Source organism: Candidatus Zixiibacteriota bacterium (genome assembly GCA_040752595.1).
Classification (GTDB): Bacteria; Zixibacteria; MSB-5A5; order WJJR01; family WJJR01; genus JACQFV01.
In genome coordinates this window covers 91601-107188 of sequence record JBFMGX010000047.1, presented here as the reverse complement: position 1 = coordinate 107188, position 15588 = coordinate 91601, and the positions used below count along the sequence as shown (strand labels likewise).

The 15588-nt window shown below is 62.2% G+C and carries 14 protein-coding genes and 3 tRNA genes; all 17 read right to left on the bottom strand.

The window, feature by feature from the left end:
- Window positions 1–186: 186 nt before the first annotated feature.
- Window positions 187–1491 carry an asparagine--tRNA ligase gene (asnS, locus tag AB1792_11325; GenBank protein ID MEW5702802.1) on the bottom strand — a complete coding sequence of 435 codons (1305 nt, stop codon included), beginning with the start codon at window positions 1489–1491 and terminating at the stop codon, window positions 187–189.
- 22 nt (window positions 1492–1513) lie between these two features.
- On the bottom strand, window positions 1514–2305 hold the full coding sequence (locus AB1792_11320) for a polysaccharide deacetylase family protein (protein MEW5702801.1): 792 nt from the start codon (window positions 2303–2305) through the stop codon (window positions 1514–1516).
- 56 nt (window positions 2306–2361) lie between these two features.
- A tRNA-Ala gene (locus tag AB1792_11315) sits at window positions 2362–2437 on the bottom strand.
- 406 nt (window positions 2438–2843) lie between these two features.
- Complete coding sequence (locus tag AB1792_11310; GenBank protein MEW5702800.1) at window positions 2844–3521, bottom strand: hypothetical protein; 678 nt, start codon at window positions 3519–3521, stop codon at window positions 2844–2846.
- 277 nt (window positions 3522–3798) lie between these two features.
- Window positions 3799–4710: a M48 family metallopeptidase gene (locus AB1792_11305; protein MEW5702799.1), complete on the bottom strand. Its 912-nt coding sequence runs from the start codon at window positions 4708–4710 to the stop codon at window positions 3799–3801.
- 847 nt (window positions 4711–5557) lie between these two features.
- A complete protein-coding gene (locus tag AB1792_11300; GenBank protein MEW5702798.1) occupies window positions 5558–6106 on the bottom strand; it encodes a hypothetical protein in 549 nt (182 codons plus the stop codon).
- A gap of 107 nt (window positions 6107–6213) precedes the next feature.
- Entirely contained in the window at window positions 6214–6633 is a 420-nt protein-coding gene (locus AB1792_11295; GenBank protein MEW5702797.1) for a hypothetical protein, read from the bottom strand.
- Between the two features lie 352 nt (window positions 6634–6985).
- On the bottom strand, window positions 6986–7690 hold the full coding sequence (locus AB1792_11290; protein ID MEW5702796.1) for a tetratricopeptide repeat protein: 705 nt from the start codon (window positions 7688–7690) through the stop codon (window positions 6986–6988).
- Between the two features lie 182 nt (window positions 7691–7872).
- Entirely contained in the window at window positions 7873–9414 is a 1542-nt protein-coding gene (locus AB1792_11285) for a hypothetical protein (protein ID MEW5702795.1), read from the bottom strand.
- 331 nt (window positions 9415–9745) lie between these two features.
- A tRNA-Arg gene (locus tag AB1792_11280) sits at window positions 9746–9821 on the bottom strand.
- Between the two features lie 19 nt (window positions 9822–9840).
- On the bottom strand, window positions 9841–10371 hold the full coding sequence (locus AB1792_11275; protein ID MEW5702794.1) for an adenine phosphoribosyltransferase: 531 nt from the start codon (window positions 10369–10371) through the stop codon (window positions 9841–9843).
- 17 nt (window positions 10372–10388) lie between these two features.
- Window positions 10389–10661 carry an acylphosphatase gene (locus AB1792_11270; protein MEW5702793.1) on the bottom strand — a complete coding sequence of 91 codons (273 nt, stop codon included), beginning with the start codon at window positions 10659–10661 and terminating at the stop codon, window positions 10389–10391.
- Window positions 10661–11125 carry a TIGR00725 family protein gene (locus AB1792_11265; protein ID MEW5702792.1) on the bottom strand — a complete coding sequence of 155 codons (465 nt, stop codon included), beginning with the start codon at window positions 11123–11125 and terminating at the stop codon, window positions 10661–10663. The genes AB1792_11270 and AB1792_11265 overlap by 1 nt, the downstream gene beginning before the upstream one ends.
- A 119-nt stretch (window positions 11126–11244) precedes the next feature.
- Window positions 11245–11321, bottom strand: a tRNA-Pro gene (locus tag AB1792_11260).
- A 169-nt stretch (window positions 11322–11490) separates the two neighbouring features.
- Window positions 11491–12828: a hypothetical protein gene (locus tag AB1792_11255; protein MEW5702791.1), complete on the bottom strand. Its 1338-nt coding sequence runs from the start codon at window positions 12826–12828 to the stop codon at window positions 11491–11493.
- Window positions 12829–13976: 1148 nt separating this feature from the next.
- Window positions 13977–14582, bottom strand: a complete 606-nt coding sequence (locus AB1792_11250; GenBank protein ID MEW5702790.1) for a c-type cytochrome — start codon at window positions 14580–14582, stop codon at window positions 13977–13979.
- Between the two features lie 228 nt (window positions 14583–14810).
- Entirely contained in the window at window positions 14811–15563 is a 753-nt protein-coding gene (gene surE, locus AB1792_11245; protein MEW5702789.1) for a 5'/3'-nucleotidase SurE, read from the bottom strand.
- Window positions 15564–15588: the final 25 nt, after the last annotated feature.

Here is a 15588-nt window from a genome sequence, read left to right as displayed (position 1 = left end):
CCTTCAAAGTCACCCAGGTCGCCTGCATTCGCAAACTGCTGGTCATCCTGAATGCGATGGTCCGAGACGGAGTACATTGGCAGCCCAATCACGCCTGAACCGCGTGAAAAAAGAACACAGTTGCTACAATTCGCGACAGATTCTGGCACGGCAGGCCGTGCCCCTACACATCTGCTGGCCTATGCCTCACGGATACAACCGCCCCAACGTGCGCGCAAACGGGATCGTCTCGCGCACATGGTCCAGGCCGCATATCCATCCGACCGTGCGCTCCAACCCCAGGCCAAAACCGGAATGCGGCACCGATCCATAGCGCCGCAGATCGAGATACCAGGCGTAGGCCGCCTCCGGCAGACCCTGCGCGCGGATCCTCTCCACCAGCAGATCATGGTCGTCCTCGCGTTGTGAGCCGCCGATGATCTCGCCGTACCCTTCCGGCGCCAGAAGGTCGTCGCAGAGAACCGTCTCCGGGCGCTCGGGATTGCGTTTCATATAGAACGCCTTGCACACGGTCGGCCAGTTGAAGACAAACAACGGCCGGTCGAATTCCTCCATGAGTTTCTCTTCGTCCGGTGCGCCGAAATCCGATCCCCATTGGATCGGCATCCCCGCCTTCTGCAATCGCGCGATCGCGTCATCATATGTCAGGCGCGGGAACGGGGCACGGATCGCCTCCAGCTTGCCGAAATCGCGTTTGAGAGTCTCCAACTCAGCGCGAGAGGTCCGCAAGACCCACTCGACGATGTAACAGATCAGGTCCTCTTGCAGTTGCATGTTGTCTTCGGAATCGGCGAAGGCGACCTCCGGTTCGAGCATCCAGAACTCGTTGAGGTGTTTGCGCGTCTTGGATTTCTCGGCGCGAAAGGTTGGCCCGAAGCAAAAGACCTTTCCGTGCGCCATCGCCGCCGCCTCGACATACAATTGTCCCGTTTGCGCCAGATACGCCTTGCCGAGATCGAAGTACTCGGTCTCGAACAGCGTCGTCGCCGTCTCGCCGATGGCGCCGGTCAGAATCGGCGTGTCGATCAGAATGAAACCGCGGTCATAGAAAAACCGCCGGATCGCCATGATGATCTCATTGCGCACGCGCATGATCGCATGCTGGCGCGAGGAGCGCAGCCAGAGGTGACGGTGCTCCATGAGGAAGCCGGGCGTATGCTCCTTGGGTTGGATGGGGTATTCCCCGGCAATCTGGATGATCGCCAGGTCGGCCACGGTCATCTCGAATCCGCCGGGGGCACGTTTGTCGACGCGAATCGTCCCCGTCATCGTGAACGAGGATTCCTGGGTCAGTTGTTCGAAATCGGCGAGTGCCTGTTCGGTGCATTCACCCTGCGCCAACACCCCCTGCAAGTACCCGCTCCCGTCGCGCAGCACGGCGAATTTGATCTTGCCGCTGGAGCGCTTCTGGAAGAGCCAGCCGCGGACGGTCACGGTCTGGCCGACGTGATGCGTCAGCTCGTTGATGCGTACAAGTGTCGGAATGGTCACAATTGCGGACTCCGATACGGGATTATCGTGTTCCCGCGACCGTCTGGGTCGCGATGCGGCGGAGGTCGGTTGCGATCGCGCTTCCGGCTGAGAGTGACGTGAATAACCGGGTACGGGCGCGGCCGAACCATGACCGTGACGATGCGTCCACTGCCTGAGCCAACAGCCGGCGGTACTGAAAGAGGGTCATGAGGCCATGCACGGTCACGCGCGAGATCGCGAAGCGATCGTCCCCGGTGTCGAGGGTGGCGTCACTCGCAAAGGCGGCAGCGTACCCGGCTTCCCGGGCGGCGGCGCGCACGCGTTCATGGTGACGCCCGAAGGGGTATGCCAAGTAACGGACCGGCGCTCCGAGCTCATCGGAGATTCGCTGTCGCGATTCCGCCAGCTCGCGTTCGAGCGCGCGCGACGACAGCGCGGTCAAGTCGGCGTGTGTCACCGTATGCGAGCCGAACTCGATCCCGGCCTGTGACCACTCCCTCGCCTGTGCCCACGTCATCATCGACCGTTTGCGCCCCAGAATGCGCACATCCCAATCATCGTCCTTCCCGATGGCACCAGCAATCAAAAAGACAATCGCAGTCCAGCCCTGTTCCCGGATGACGGGAAGCGCATTCTCCGCCGCCGACGCGAAGCCGTCATCGAATGTGAGCACAACGTCTGCGCCATCGGCGAGCGGGTCCGAGCCGACCGCCGCCACTTGGAGGCCCGTGTCCCGCAGTATCGTCACAAGCCGGGCGAATCGCCTGGGGCCAACGCGGGTGATTTCCAGCCCGGTCGGCGCCTCGACGCGATGGAAGGTCAACACCAGCATGTTGTTCACGTAGACCGAAGGCCCCGCTCGGCGAACGGGGCCCTCTGGCCCGATCTTGGTGGAGCTGACGGGAGTCGAACCCGTGACCTCTTGACTGCCAGTCAAGCGTTCTCCCAACTGAACTACAGCCCCGGCATGGTCGAAATATACGCCCGCGCCGGACGGCGTCAAAGGTCTTTCACCGGCGGCTGGTTGTCAGGAGCGCTCGTCCCAGGGGTGTCCGGTCGTGGAGCAATCCCTGTCCGGACGATCATGGGTCCCGCCGATGACGAGCGAACGTTCCGGCATCGTTGGTCACGAAGAGCGCGATGTCAGTCTGAGTCAGCGACCGCGGGTGAGGCCCCCGCTGCTGCATCGAATCGGTGAAGGGGCACTTCGGATGGGGTGTGGCCCCTTCCGGGAGGGCGCCGAAAGGGGCCGGACCGCAGAAGTGGCATTGCCTCACTGCGCCGGGGATGAGGCCCGGCACCAACACCACTCCGGATCACATCAGTCAACCAACCGTGAGTCCTCTGTTAAGGTGTGGCGAGCCGGCCGATCAATCCCCGTCCACTACACGAGCGGTCGCCCTGGGATTGAGCGGGTCATCATGGATGTCGGCCGCGATCAAGAGCCAGTGGCGTGGTCCGGCAATCGTGATCGCCTCCCAACTCACCGGGCCGATACCACGAGCCAGCGAGATGCCCCAGCCGTTATCGGCGCACTGGTTCACCGCGCTGATCTGTCGCGTGCCGTCAAACAACCCGTAGGGCGTCGCGATGATGGCATAATCATCCGACATCGCGAAAGTGTCGGCGCATGGGTCAGCGGCGAACCCCGTGGCCCAGCGCTCACCGACTTTGGCCGAGGGGTACAGGAACACGGTCTGTCGTTGCCCCGGATGCTCCACCCAGCCGAGATTACCGGCCGCGTCGCGCCTGATCCACAGTCCGCCCGCGAATCCCGGCCAGTGCGCCTGCGCGCGGTAGTACTTGACGCCGTCGACCACGGCCGCCATGTCGATCGTGACCGTGTCGTGTCCCATTTCCCGCCCGTGCTCGAACCAGGCAAAGACCCAGCGATTCCCTTTGGCGAGCGGGAAAAACGAGTCGCCCAATGAATTGCCGCCGTTGGCGTTGGAGTGGCAGCCGGTGAGGATGGCGCCTGTACACCAGATGGCGGAGATCAGCAATGCGGCGAAGGGGGCTGCGAATACGAATGTCCGGTATCTACTCATCGCGCCTCTCCCACATGCACTACCGCTCAGGGTCCGCATTATTCCCGGGATTGCCTGTCGCCGTCGACTGGGTGGCACTCACAAGCTCTTGGGGTTGCAGCCCCAAGGGCTTGTGCGTGGCACACGCGTCCCTGTACACCATAGCGCCTGATGCAACCGATGAGATACGCGCAGTATGCTATTGTGTCAGAATGGGATCCATTGATGGGCGTCGGGGCGCACGGCGTGCGCCCACGGGCGACCCGCGCCAGAGGCGCGCAAGCACCGGGTCACCCGCCTACCGGGTCTTCGTGGAATCCGGGGCCGGAGGTGGGAGACGCTTCTTCAGCGTTTGGTAGCGCTCTTTGTAGGTGGGCAGAGTGTCAACGGAGCGCGGCATGGCGGCAATCTGGGCGTCGATCTTCGCAATGCGTTCCTGCGTCTCCGGGTGGGTCGATGCCAGCTTCTCGAAGAACCCGTGCGACTGGCCACCGCCCAACTCGGCCAGTTTGGTGAACATGCTGCGGGCGCCGGAGGGATTGTATCCCGCCTTTTGCATGTAGTAAACGCCGTAGCGGTCGGCCTCGAGCTCGTGGCCACGTCCATACCCGGTCAGCGCGATGCCCAATGCCATCCCGGCGAGTTTTCCAGCGGCACCCTCGGATCTGTCGCCGAGAGCGATCTGCAACGCAAGCACGCCGCCCAGTGCCGCCTGCAGACTCTTGACTGAGTGACGCCCGACGACATGGGAGACCTCATGCGCCATCACCGCCGCCAGCTCAGCTTCGTCGTCCATCATCCGTAGAATGCCGGTATAGAAGTAGACATGCCCGCCGGGAATGGCGAAGGCATTGATCTGGTCGGATTCGATCACATGGAATTCCCATTCCAGGTTGGGACGGTCGCAAACCTTGACAATCCTCTCCCCCACGCGAGTGAGATAGTTTTGCCACGCCGTGTCGGGGAGCAGCGTGTTCTCCGCCCGGACGGTGGAATCGACATCATGACCGATCTGGGCCTCCTCGGCATCGGAAATCAGGATGAACGACTTCTCCCCACCGGGGCCGGTGGTGACGCAGGAGGATGTCAGAAGCGCACCAGCGACTACAAGGGCGAGAAGCGGGGCTGTTGGTGCGTATCTACGCCTGTTCGTGGCGTCAGCGTGTGGCAAAGAACCGATCCGCTGGCTCGAGTTCTTGTCTCCAATCATCGTTACTCACCTGAAGATCTCGCTTCCAGTACTGTGTCCGATCGATTGACTGACCACCTTGCCCGATGGGTGTCGCGCGCATTCTTATCTCAAGGTGAATGTGGTTTGGTTTTCGATGGACATTGCTCAAGAACTCCTGCACCATCGCTCCATCGTTCGCTTCGGCCGTGTAGAGGAGGGATAGCAATCTCTCGACGCGTACTGGGAAGGAATCTCCCGGTCTGAGTGGGATGGTCGTGAGTCCGTCAAGGGGGGACTTCGCCCGAAATACCCTGAGCACTCCGTCAATTCTGACAGTGGAAATCGCTTCCACTGCCACATTCACGTCCGTTGTGCCACGCGATTCGAGCACGACCCTGGTGTCGACTGCCACACCGTGCCTCTCCACAATCACTCTTACATCCGGTCGGAGCCTCCACTGACGCTCCTGTCTTACATCTAATCGGGTTTGGCGCAATTCCTCACGCTGCAGGAGAAAGATCCAAGCCGTCACAATAAGAACCACCAATGTCGACAGCCCCTGTGCTGGGGGGTACAATTTCTCTGCTACGAACGAGCCGACCCCGAAAACAAAGAGAACAAAAAGGAAGGTCCACGACTGCATTCTTGTGTCCCACGCATGCGTTGGCTCTCGCTGCCCAAGCTCCTGTTGTGCCGGTCAGCCCTTGGGCTGACGTTCGCCGCAGAGCGGCGATGTTCTGACGGACCCTTCGGGTCCGAGGTCAGCCCAAGGGCTGACCCGCACCTTCTATTCGTCCGCGCTTGTGGCTGCGTGATCCGATCGCCATATCCCCGGCGGCCCAAGGCCGCCCTACGATCTTTCCCACCCTTCGGGTGGGGCACATCACTACAAGAAGAAACTCACCCCGCCGGCGATCTCGATATTGCTCAGCTCGAAGAAGTCTCCCAGCGTCCGTCGATACCCGATCTGCAGCCGGGTGGCCGCGTAGTCCTTCACGAAATGACGAAGGCCGACCTGTCCGCCCACATACATCTCGGTCTCGGAGTCACCCGACGAAATCGAGAGCATGCCGACGATGCCGTTGACGAATGGTCTCCACGCAGCGCCCTTTCCGCCCAGGTCGACGCCCGGCCCACCTTCGAGGCAGAGCACGCTCACGTCGTCCCATTCCTCCTCACTGTAATGCAGGAAGGAGAGTCCGAAGTCGACTGTCATTCGCGATTGGCTCCAGAAAGTCATTCGTATGCCCGGTGTGACGGTGGGAAACGTCAGGGCCGTGACGTTGTCCTCATCAAACGATGCCAGATTCAGTGAGGGGAGGATGGCGAATTCGACGCTGCCGTGGCGCGTCACTTGGGCGGCCGCCGGCCGCATCCAGAGGATGACCGCAATGCCGACCGACATGATTCCCAGCAGATTGCGCGAATGTGACATGAATCACCTCCGTGCGAATACTGCGTTGGACTGCATCTCCATGCTCAAGGGGCTGAAGCCCCTTGTTTGCCGAATGGCTCGACCGAGTCGGCTGCCCACAAGCCGCCCTACAACTTGACCTGCTTTTCAAACCACTCGCCGACCACCGGGATCGTCCACTCCCGCCCCTGCACGGCGTTGTAGATCCCGGTGACGATCGAGGCGAGGCAGGCAAAGACGACCGTCACCCAGAAATACTCGGAGAGACGGGGGATCAGGAACAGACCGGCGAGCAATTCGAGAAAGGTCAAAAGCAGACCCTGCTTCCCGTGACGCACGGCGAACTTGTTGTCGCGATAGCGCACCAGCGCCAGGAAGCAACCGAAGGGAACATAGGCGAGAATCGCAGGCCCGCGCCCGATGTCGACCTCCTCCTGCTTTTCGTAGCGGGCTTCAAGCTCGGTGAATGAATCCGGTTCCGGCACGACCGCCGACGGCGCTGCATCGGGTGCTTGAGCAGCAATTGGATCGGGCTTCTGTTCGTCCATGGTCAACGCCCCCTGTGTGCGGGGAATGATATGGGGGTGGTGGATTCCGGGCAATGGCGGATTGCAAGTGAGGTTATCCCTCCCTCTGACTCCCCCCGTCCACGGGGGGAGGAATGGTGGTGATGGTGTCCCGCGTGATTTGGACTCTGACTCCCCCCGTCCACGGAGGGGGGGAATGGGGGTGATGGTGTCCCGCGTGATTTGGACTCTGACTCCCCCCGTCCACGGAGGGAGGATGAGCTCCCTCCCCGCGGGCGGGGAGGGTTGGGGTGGGGGATGGACCGAGGGCGCATAGCAAAGGGGCGGGTCCGTCACCCGCCCCTATATTCACCAAATCCTTGTGACGGATGTCCTACAGGCGCGCGCCGGGATCCAGGTAACCGTGTTCGATCAATGCCTGCCGGACCTGATTGAGGGTCTGAGATTCCCGGGGGAACTCTCTCCGCAGCGTCGTGAATGTATCAAGCGCCTTGGTGGAGTCATTGGCGGTGATGGCGGCGCGGATCGCCATGTGAAGGTACTCGGGAGCGCGGAATCCCTTGGGGTCAACCTCATAGGCCTTCTGGAACTTGGCGCTGGCCTCCTCCGGCGAGTTGGCCTGCTCATCGACCGCCCCCAGACCGGCCCAAGCCGCGGCTTTCAACATGGGATCGTCGCCGTAATCGTCCAGATAGCGCTGGAACAGCACGCGGGCGTCATCGAAGTTCCGTTGGCGAAACTGCAGTTCGGCCAACTGGAAACATGCCGGTCCCGCCACCTTGGCGCCGGAATGCTCATCGAGGACCTTCTGCAACTGGGCGATCGCCACGGCGGGGTTGCCGGAGCGCATTTCCACACCGGCTTCTCCGAAGAGAGCCATCGCCTCGCGGGTCTGGGCGCTGCGCCAAGCGACAACGCCCCAGACAATCGCGGCCATCGCGATGACCCCGGCGGCAACGATCAACGCCGTTCGGAGATTCGCCTCGACCCATTCGCGCGCGGCGAAGATCGAGGTCGTAAAACTGTCGGTCTTCAGATCATGTTTCGAGAGGCGCCGCTGCGCTCGTGCCGTCGGCATCGTTGGACCTTTCCTGTTTTGACCATCTTAATCCACAGGTTCCCGGCCAAACCATAAGAATAACGTCCCCACCCCACAATCGCAAGTCCCGGATAAGGCATCGTCTTGGTTTGTCCCTGGCTTGAATGAAAAGCCCGGATGGACTCGCGACCACCCGGGCGGAAGATCGCCGTCACGATCGATCAGAAGGTCCCGGTGAAATTGATCGACAAACGAATCCGGTCACTCTCGTACGTGCGGGTGAATTCACCCCAGTTGTACAGCTTGCGCCGGCCCCACTTGTCGCTGACCTCGACGGTCGGGTCGATGTTCGGATCGCAATCCGAGCACCCTTGGATCATGGCCAGCGAACCGGTCTCATGGTAGGTGAAACCGGTCCACTCGAGGGCCAAGTCGAGCCGGACCTGAGACCACTGGATGCCCGAGCCGATGGCCAGGGTCCAGCCGCGCACTTGTGATCCGGTCGTGGTCGGGTCGGACAGCGGCCGGTAATACGGGAACTCCGCCGTCGTCCGTTGGTCGAGACGCTGGTCAAGCAGCACATAGGCGTTGGTGTTGTCGCCGAGGAGCATCGGCTCATTGCGTAGGCCGAGGCGCAACGGCACCAGGCCATAGCGTGTCTGGTACCGATATTCCATGCCGAGGCGGATCTGATGCAGGTTGAACCACTTGACCGGCTGCGCTTCGAGCGGCGTCCCCGGCTCGGCCGGTTCCAACTGAACGCGGTATCCCGACGTGCTGTCGGCGGACTTGAAGGAATTCCGGCCGAAGGCCCGGAGTTGGTAGTCGGCGGCCAACAGCAGACGTTCGCTGACCTTGTACGACCCGCCCAGGCCGATCGTGTAGGGAATGTCGATCTCGTTGACGGTCCCCTTCAACGGGGCGAGAATGGGCGGTGAAGGATACGGAATCTGGTTGTGAGTGCCAATCCGCTGTGTCTGGAAATCGACTCTTTCCTCGAGAGTCCAGTTCGGCGAGAAGACCGCCCCCACGGACCAGCGCGGAGCGCGGTAGAGCGCACCCAGCGTGAAGAACAGTCCATTGTAATCGAGGTCGGAGCGATCCCGCCAACTCACATGCTGGAAGAAGGCGGACGTGTCGCGCGTCGAGTCCAGATCGAGATTGTGCGCGCTGATGCCGTTCCCCGTGACCAGATTCAGCGTGCCGCCGACCGTGAGCTGCTTGTACATCACGGTCCCAAACGAGGCGCCAGCCACGGCCACGTTGCCGCTCTGCCGGTAGCTGACGTCAAACGGCGAACCGAGAATGGGGTCGATGTCCGCCCGGAAATTGCCGCGCGCGTATATATCCTGGACGCGGTTGTAGAATGCGGTCAGGATGACCTCGTGGCCGACGACGGTGAACGGCGAGACGAACGAGGCCGAGGACAGATTGGAGAATCCGCGGCTCGTCGACAGATTGCGCGTTGTCTGCCCGAGCGGGGCGTTGTCCAGACCGACGCCGTCATGCGAGAGTTCGAAATCGAACGCCGTGAGCACGCCCTCGTTGTAGACCAGGCCGGCCGGGTTCCAACTCCCGGCGTGGGCATCATCCGAAATGCCCAAGTAGGCGCCGCCCATGCCGCGGGATCGGGCACCACCGCCCAGGAAGTTCCAGTTCTGATACGAGCTTGCGATCAGGCCCTGTGCCCCGGCCGGATCGGACCCACTGAGGACAGTCGCGGCGGAGAGCACACACACCGCCAGTACCAATCGCCATCTCATCGTTTCCCAATCCTCCGTCAGTTCCCGAAGCACTCCCGCCAGTGTTTTTCCTTTTGAATTGCCCTCGGCTGGGACCCTTCCGCCCCTGCGCAAGACTCAAAACTTATTCGCGCACAAGCCGATTGTCAACCCTCGATTCGGTTTTCTGTCAGCCGCGCCGACCCGGCTGTCACCGGACAATTACCGTCAGCGCGTGCCTTTATTCCCATCGGATCGCGGCGGCATCGCCAGGAACTCTCTCACCCGCTCCGATTCGCCAAGGCGGATCGGAGCGACCTCTCTCCCTCCCTTCGTTCGGGACACTGCCGGAGGGAGAGGGTAAACGAGAACATACCCCCGGGCGGAGTCGAACCGCCGACACGCGGTTTAGGAAACCGCTGCTCTGTCCGTTGCTGAGCTACGGGGGCGAGGTTGTGCTCTGGCCGGCTATTCCGAGTCGTAACTGACCACCGCGAAGACGTCGTAATCCCGCAACCGGTGACGGCCGTCCAGGAAGGATAACTCGACCACCACGCCGATGCCGGCAACGGTTCCCTGCGCCTTTTCGACGAGTCGGGTCGCCGCCGCCAGCGTCCCGCCCGTGGCCAACAGATCGTCGATCAGCAACACCCGCTGTCCTTTGAGGACGGCATCCGCATGCATGTGGAGCTGATCCTCACCGTACTCCAAGGCATACGATTCCGACAGGGAGTCCGCCGGCAGCTTCCCCGGTTTACGTAAGGGGATGAATCCGCATCCCAGCGCGAGCGCGATTGCCCCCCCGAAGATGAACCCCCGGGCCTCGATGGCGGCGACCAGATCAATGGGCCGGGAGCGATACCGGTCCAAGAGCGCCTGCTGGGCCATCTGGAAGGCATCCTTGTCCTTCAGCAGCGTCGTGATGTCTTTGAAGACGATCCCCGGTTTCGGGTAGTCGGGGATATCACGGATCGCCTTCTTGATAAGGTCGTAGTTCACGCGGGCTCCTTCGTAGATCAGAATCGTACTTGGAATCCCTCGTACCGGGGTTCATCGTCGAACCAGCGCACGCCGACATCGGCCACACGCGCCGCCGGTGGGCCGACACGGACGTAGCTGAGGAATTCCTCCAGTGTGTCGCGCGGTCCAACCGCTTCGATTTCTACGGTGCCGTCCGATCGATTCTTGACCCATCCGGTCAGATTGTTCTCGCGGGCGCGTCGGGCCACGAAATAGCGATAGCCGACACCTTGGACCATGCCATGCACCTGGGCGCTGAGCCGTCCCATCAACCCATCCTCCTGCCACTCCCCGGCAACAAGGCCAATATCATCTGCACCGCTGTCTGGGGGTCATCTGCAACCTGCACCGCGTCATCCGGACGTGACCCGCCCAGCGCGACCACCGGCTTTCCCATGTTCAGTGCCAGGGCGACCTCCGAAAGCGTTCCATATGATCCCGGAAGCGCGATAACGCCGTCGGCGGTGTGGACGATGATCGCATTGCGTCCCTGCGCCATACCGCTGGCGATGGGGATGTCGACATAGGCATTGGCTGTGTGTGCATCCGTGCCCGGTACAATGCCAACCGTCGTTCCACCCACACGTTTGGCGCCGCGACAGGCCGCCTCCATCACTCCGCCCAAGCCGCCACAAACCACGACCGCGCCCGCCTGTGCCAGCGCGGCGCCGACCGCCTCGGCCAACGCAGCGGTTGGGGAATCGGCCGTGGCACCCCCGCAGACAGCGATCATCGGTGGGCGGGGCGGCACAAGTCCAAACAAACAGGCAATCCAGTCGGGAGCAACAGGAATCGGCTTGGTGGTGCCAACATGAAAACGAACCGGTCTGTGCCGGTCCGTCTGACTTCAGATGGTCGGGGCGATCCGATTTGAACGGACGACTCCTTGGTCCCGAACCAAGTGCGCTACCAGCCTGCGCTACGCCCCGGGGCCGAAGGCCCTTTCGACTGCCGCTCGGGTGCGGGAGTCGTCGGTCCTGGCACTGCGGCCTCGGACCGAGGCTTAAGTATTACCATTCAACGGCAGGAAAACAACCGAATTCGATGTTCACCCAACTGGACTTGGTAAACAAGGGGCTTCAGCCCCTTGCCCTCATCTCATTGACAGGGACGGTTACAGGGCTGGCAGAATGGCGTCACATCCCCGCGGAAGGCGTGGTTCACCATCAGAACGACGTCAACCACACTGGCAGTGCAGTCGCAATTGACATCACCGCGGCTCGCGTGCGGACACAGCGAGTCGACTATCGGCGCGCCGCCGCGGAAGGCCTCGTTGATGACCGCCACAACGTCCTGCAGGTTGGTCACGCTGTCGCAGAGCGGGTCGCCGTGGCAGACGCAATCCCCGACCCAGAACTCAAAGGGATAGTTGACCGGGCTGACCTGGGTCGTGTCGTTGTGCCAGACGCTGACAATGGCGCGGTAGGTGCCAGGCGGCAGGCCGGAGGCGGACATTGCCACGTGGAGCGTCTCATCTTCACTCCCGGCGGGGATCGAGAATGTCGTGGTCTGCTGCCCATTGATAGTCAGCCATTGTGTCGGCGGCGTCTGTGGGTCTGTGTAGATGGCCGTTACGCTCCCCTCCAAGGTCCAGTTCCCGTGGTTGCCAAGTATCAACGCCGCGGAATCCTGCTGGTGGCACGTGCCATGATACCCGCTCGTGTCGGGCGGTATCATCTCGGTGGACAGCAAGGGTTCCAAGGGCGGGCACAAGTATGGTGCATCGGTGGTCCCGCCGGGGAGGCGGAGGTACATGACCGGGCTGCATTGCCAGGTCCCCTCACCCCACGCGATAGCGCCCGCGTCCAAGTCGCTGATGAAGAAGATGTCGATGTCGTGAACGATCTTACCAATGGTCGCCCAGTGCTCGGAACGACACACGGAATCCGGACGGGGACACTGGCATGAATACGGGAAGGTGGACCCGGGGTTGCACCCCGGGGTTTTGGTGTTGGTCACGTTTTGAGTGCGAGACCACGAATTCCCGCCGTCTCGTGACACGGCAAGATGCAACTCCCCGTTGTAGTAGACAGCCGCCGAGAAATCGGCCTGCTCGGCAGGCGTCGGTCCGCCAAACTGCGTGTAGACGACATAGAGATAGCCGGAATTCGACTCCGTACCACTTTGACAGGGTGTGGCGCCATCACCGATCCCAAGCGTCATCTTGGAGAGATGGAGGTCCTGTGCCACCCACCGGGTCGGCGATGGCCAGTCCGATTGAGCGACGGTCCGAATGGTCCGGCGCGAGTCGTTCCAATGACGGATCGCGACATCTTGCGAAGTCCCCGCGATCAGTTGCTCATCCCAGATGATGTGGAGCACGTTGGAGTTGTCATATGCCGTCGATATATGTCCCCACGCCTCCGGCCCGGTGAGGTTGGAGTAGCTCGTAATGAACTGCTTGTTGTGATCGCCCAGTGATGTTGCGCATGCCATTGAGCTTCAGCGCCAGAAATCCACCCGACTCCTTCCGTCTGTGATTCGTAGCAGGCGATGTTGCGCATGCCATTGAGCTGCGGCTCGCGGTCGGTGGTGATGACGATGGCGACCTTGTCCGAATTGGGATCGGCGGCGATCACATAACTGAGTCGGTCGTTCGAGTCTATCGCCACGGGGCCATCCCATGTGGCGCCATTGAACCGCCAGTACACAATCCGGTCGGCCGGGTCGTAGTTCGCGCTGTGGGCGAGCATGTGGCAAACGCCGAAGCCGCCCGCATTCCGCTCAACCTCGATGCGTGGCCAGAGAACCTCGCCGAACAGGGGCGTACTCACGAGTTCATCATCGATGTGAAGTCCGCTGCCCGGCATGGGGAAGTAGAGGCGCCACGACGTGTAGGGAGAACCCGGCTCGGAGCGTTGGTGGAGAGCGACATGGGCGCCATTGCTGTCATCGACTGCGAGGTTCGGATAGCCCGCTCTGTTGTTGATATCCCCCAGCTTGATCCCGAACGGTCCCTGATTCAACGCCCCTGTACTGACACTGTAGGAGTTGTAAGCGACCCAGCGATCGGCATCGAGTCCTGGAGGCCGATCCATCTGCATCCAACACAAATGCACGATGTCCGCGCCCGGAGCTCGACCAACCTGATACCCGGCCGAAAGGTAATGTTGCCAGTCCATCGCCGTTCTACCGACCTGCAACCCCGGCGAGGGCGGCGGAGCATTGGGCGAGGTCTGGAAGAGGGGATTGACCAGCGGGGAGTTGTCCCTGACAATGGAGCGTTCCGGTCCCGCTGTCGGTTCACTTCCTGTCCGAATTGCGAGGGCGACAGTCAGGACGAGCACAACAAGCCCGATCTCCCCTACCCTTCGGGAAGATCCCCACAATACCCGCACGACACACCTCTCGAGCTGAGGCCCGCGGTCGTCGACAACGGCCACCCATAAGATAGTGCGCCTCCCTCGGGAGACAAACGAAAAGGAGGACAGACGTTCCCGTCTGTCCGGACAGGCAGCCCGCCGCCGGCGGGTGTCCTCCTGATCCGATGGAGGGTGTGCTATGACCACACTGGCGCCGCGACCACAATCGAAATCGGGGCAGCGTGGGCTGCCCCGATTCATCACGGCGTGAGAGCGATGGGACTACTTCATCCCCGAGGGCGGCGGCGCGACTTCGTTCGCAGGGCCGCGGTTCTTGATCGGGGGAACCGACTGCAGATAGGCGAACATGGCCGCCAGATCGTCGTCGGTCAGTATCTTATACCAGATCCACGGCATCGGCGGAAGCAAGGCGGCGCCGGTACCGGCATGTTTGCCGTTACGCATCGCCTTGATGAAGGTATCGGCGGTCCATGAGCCGAGGCCGGTCGCCTGATCGGGGGTGATGTTGGCGGCATAAGAGACGCCCCATGGTCCGGCGAAGGCGGTCATCGTGCCGCTTCCCTGCCAGAGCCAGGGACCCGACGGCGCCGGTGCCGACGGCATCTTCAACGTCTCGGGATGGCCGGAGAGCATCAGCTTCATGTTCGGCTGCGGTCCCTGCGGCGTCATCTCCCATGGGGTGTGGCAATCGTTGCACCCCATGCCCGTGACGAGGTACTTGCCGCGCTCGACCTGAGCGGACGATGGCGCGGCCGGCGTGCCTTTGGTTTGTGCCGTGACGATCTCGGCGGCGGCCGCGACCGTGAGGATTCCGAGCGTGGCCCACATCATGACCCGGCGGGGCTTCGGGGTGTTGATCGTGTTCATCTTCCGTCTGCTCGTTGCGTGATGGTGGTGCACCCATTGTGAGCCCGGCTCCGGTTATTCGGAGCCGCTCAGCCGCATTCTACCCCAATGTTGCAACAAGGACAAGATGAAAATGACAATCATGTTGTGTTTTCTCGTGCCTCTCCGACATGCCCTGCCGATCCAAGACGGCCTCGATTCTGCCGGATGGACATTGTCAGGGAGAGCGTTGCCGAGGCGGAGGCGGGACTATCGCAGGCGCCAGGTGCGCATCCGCTCCAAGAGCGCCCGGTCGGTCATGTCGAGATTGAGCGGCGTGATCGAGACCCGGCCCCGTCCGACGGCTCCCGCGTCGGTGTCATCGGTGCGGTCCCAGGTCGGCTCGCCGCCGATCCAGAAGTACTTCTTCCCTCTCGGATCGGTCTTGGCGGAGATGATGTCGGTGTAGACGCGCTGCCCCAAGCGGGTGATCTGGTAGGAGCGATAGCCGCCGCGCGGCATGCGGGGGAAATTCACGTTCAAGAGCGTCGCCGGCGGCATGCGTCCGATCATCGCGGCGACCAGACGTCGGATGAAGCGCGCCGCCGAGGCGAAGGACGGCTCGGTCAGCCCGCTGGATACGACCGAGGCGGCGACGGCCGGGACATCCATGATCGCTCCCTCGATCGCCGCCGCGACGGTCCCCGAATAGGTCACATCCTCCCCCATGTTGCTGCCGTGGTTGAGACCGGAGACGACGATGTGCGGGCGGCGATGTTTCAGGATCTCGTGGAAGGCGAGCATGACGCAATCGGTGGGCGTGCCATCGACCGAATAGACGTTGTCATCGTGGCGCTTGATCCGGAGCGGGCGGGTCAGCGTCAGCGAGTGACTGACCGACGATTGGTCGAGGTCCGGAGCGACCACGACCACGTCCCCCAAGCGGCGCATCTCCTTGGTCAACGCCTTCAGTCCCGCGGCATGGACGCCGTCGTCATTGGAGATGAGGATGCGGAGTTTCATGGTGCTGCGGGCGGTTCGCGAACCG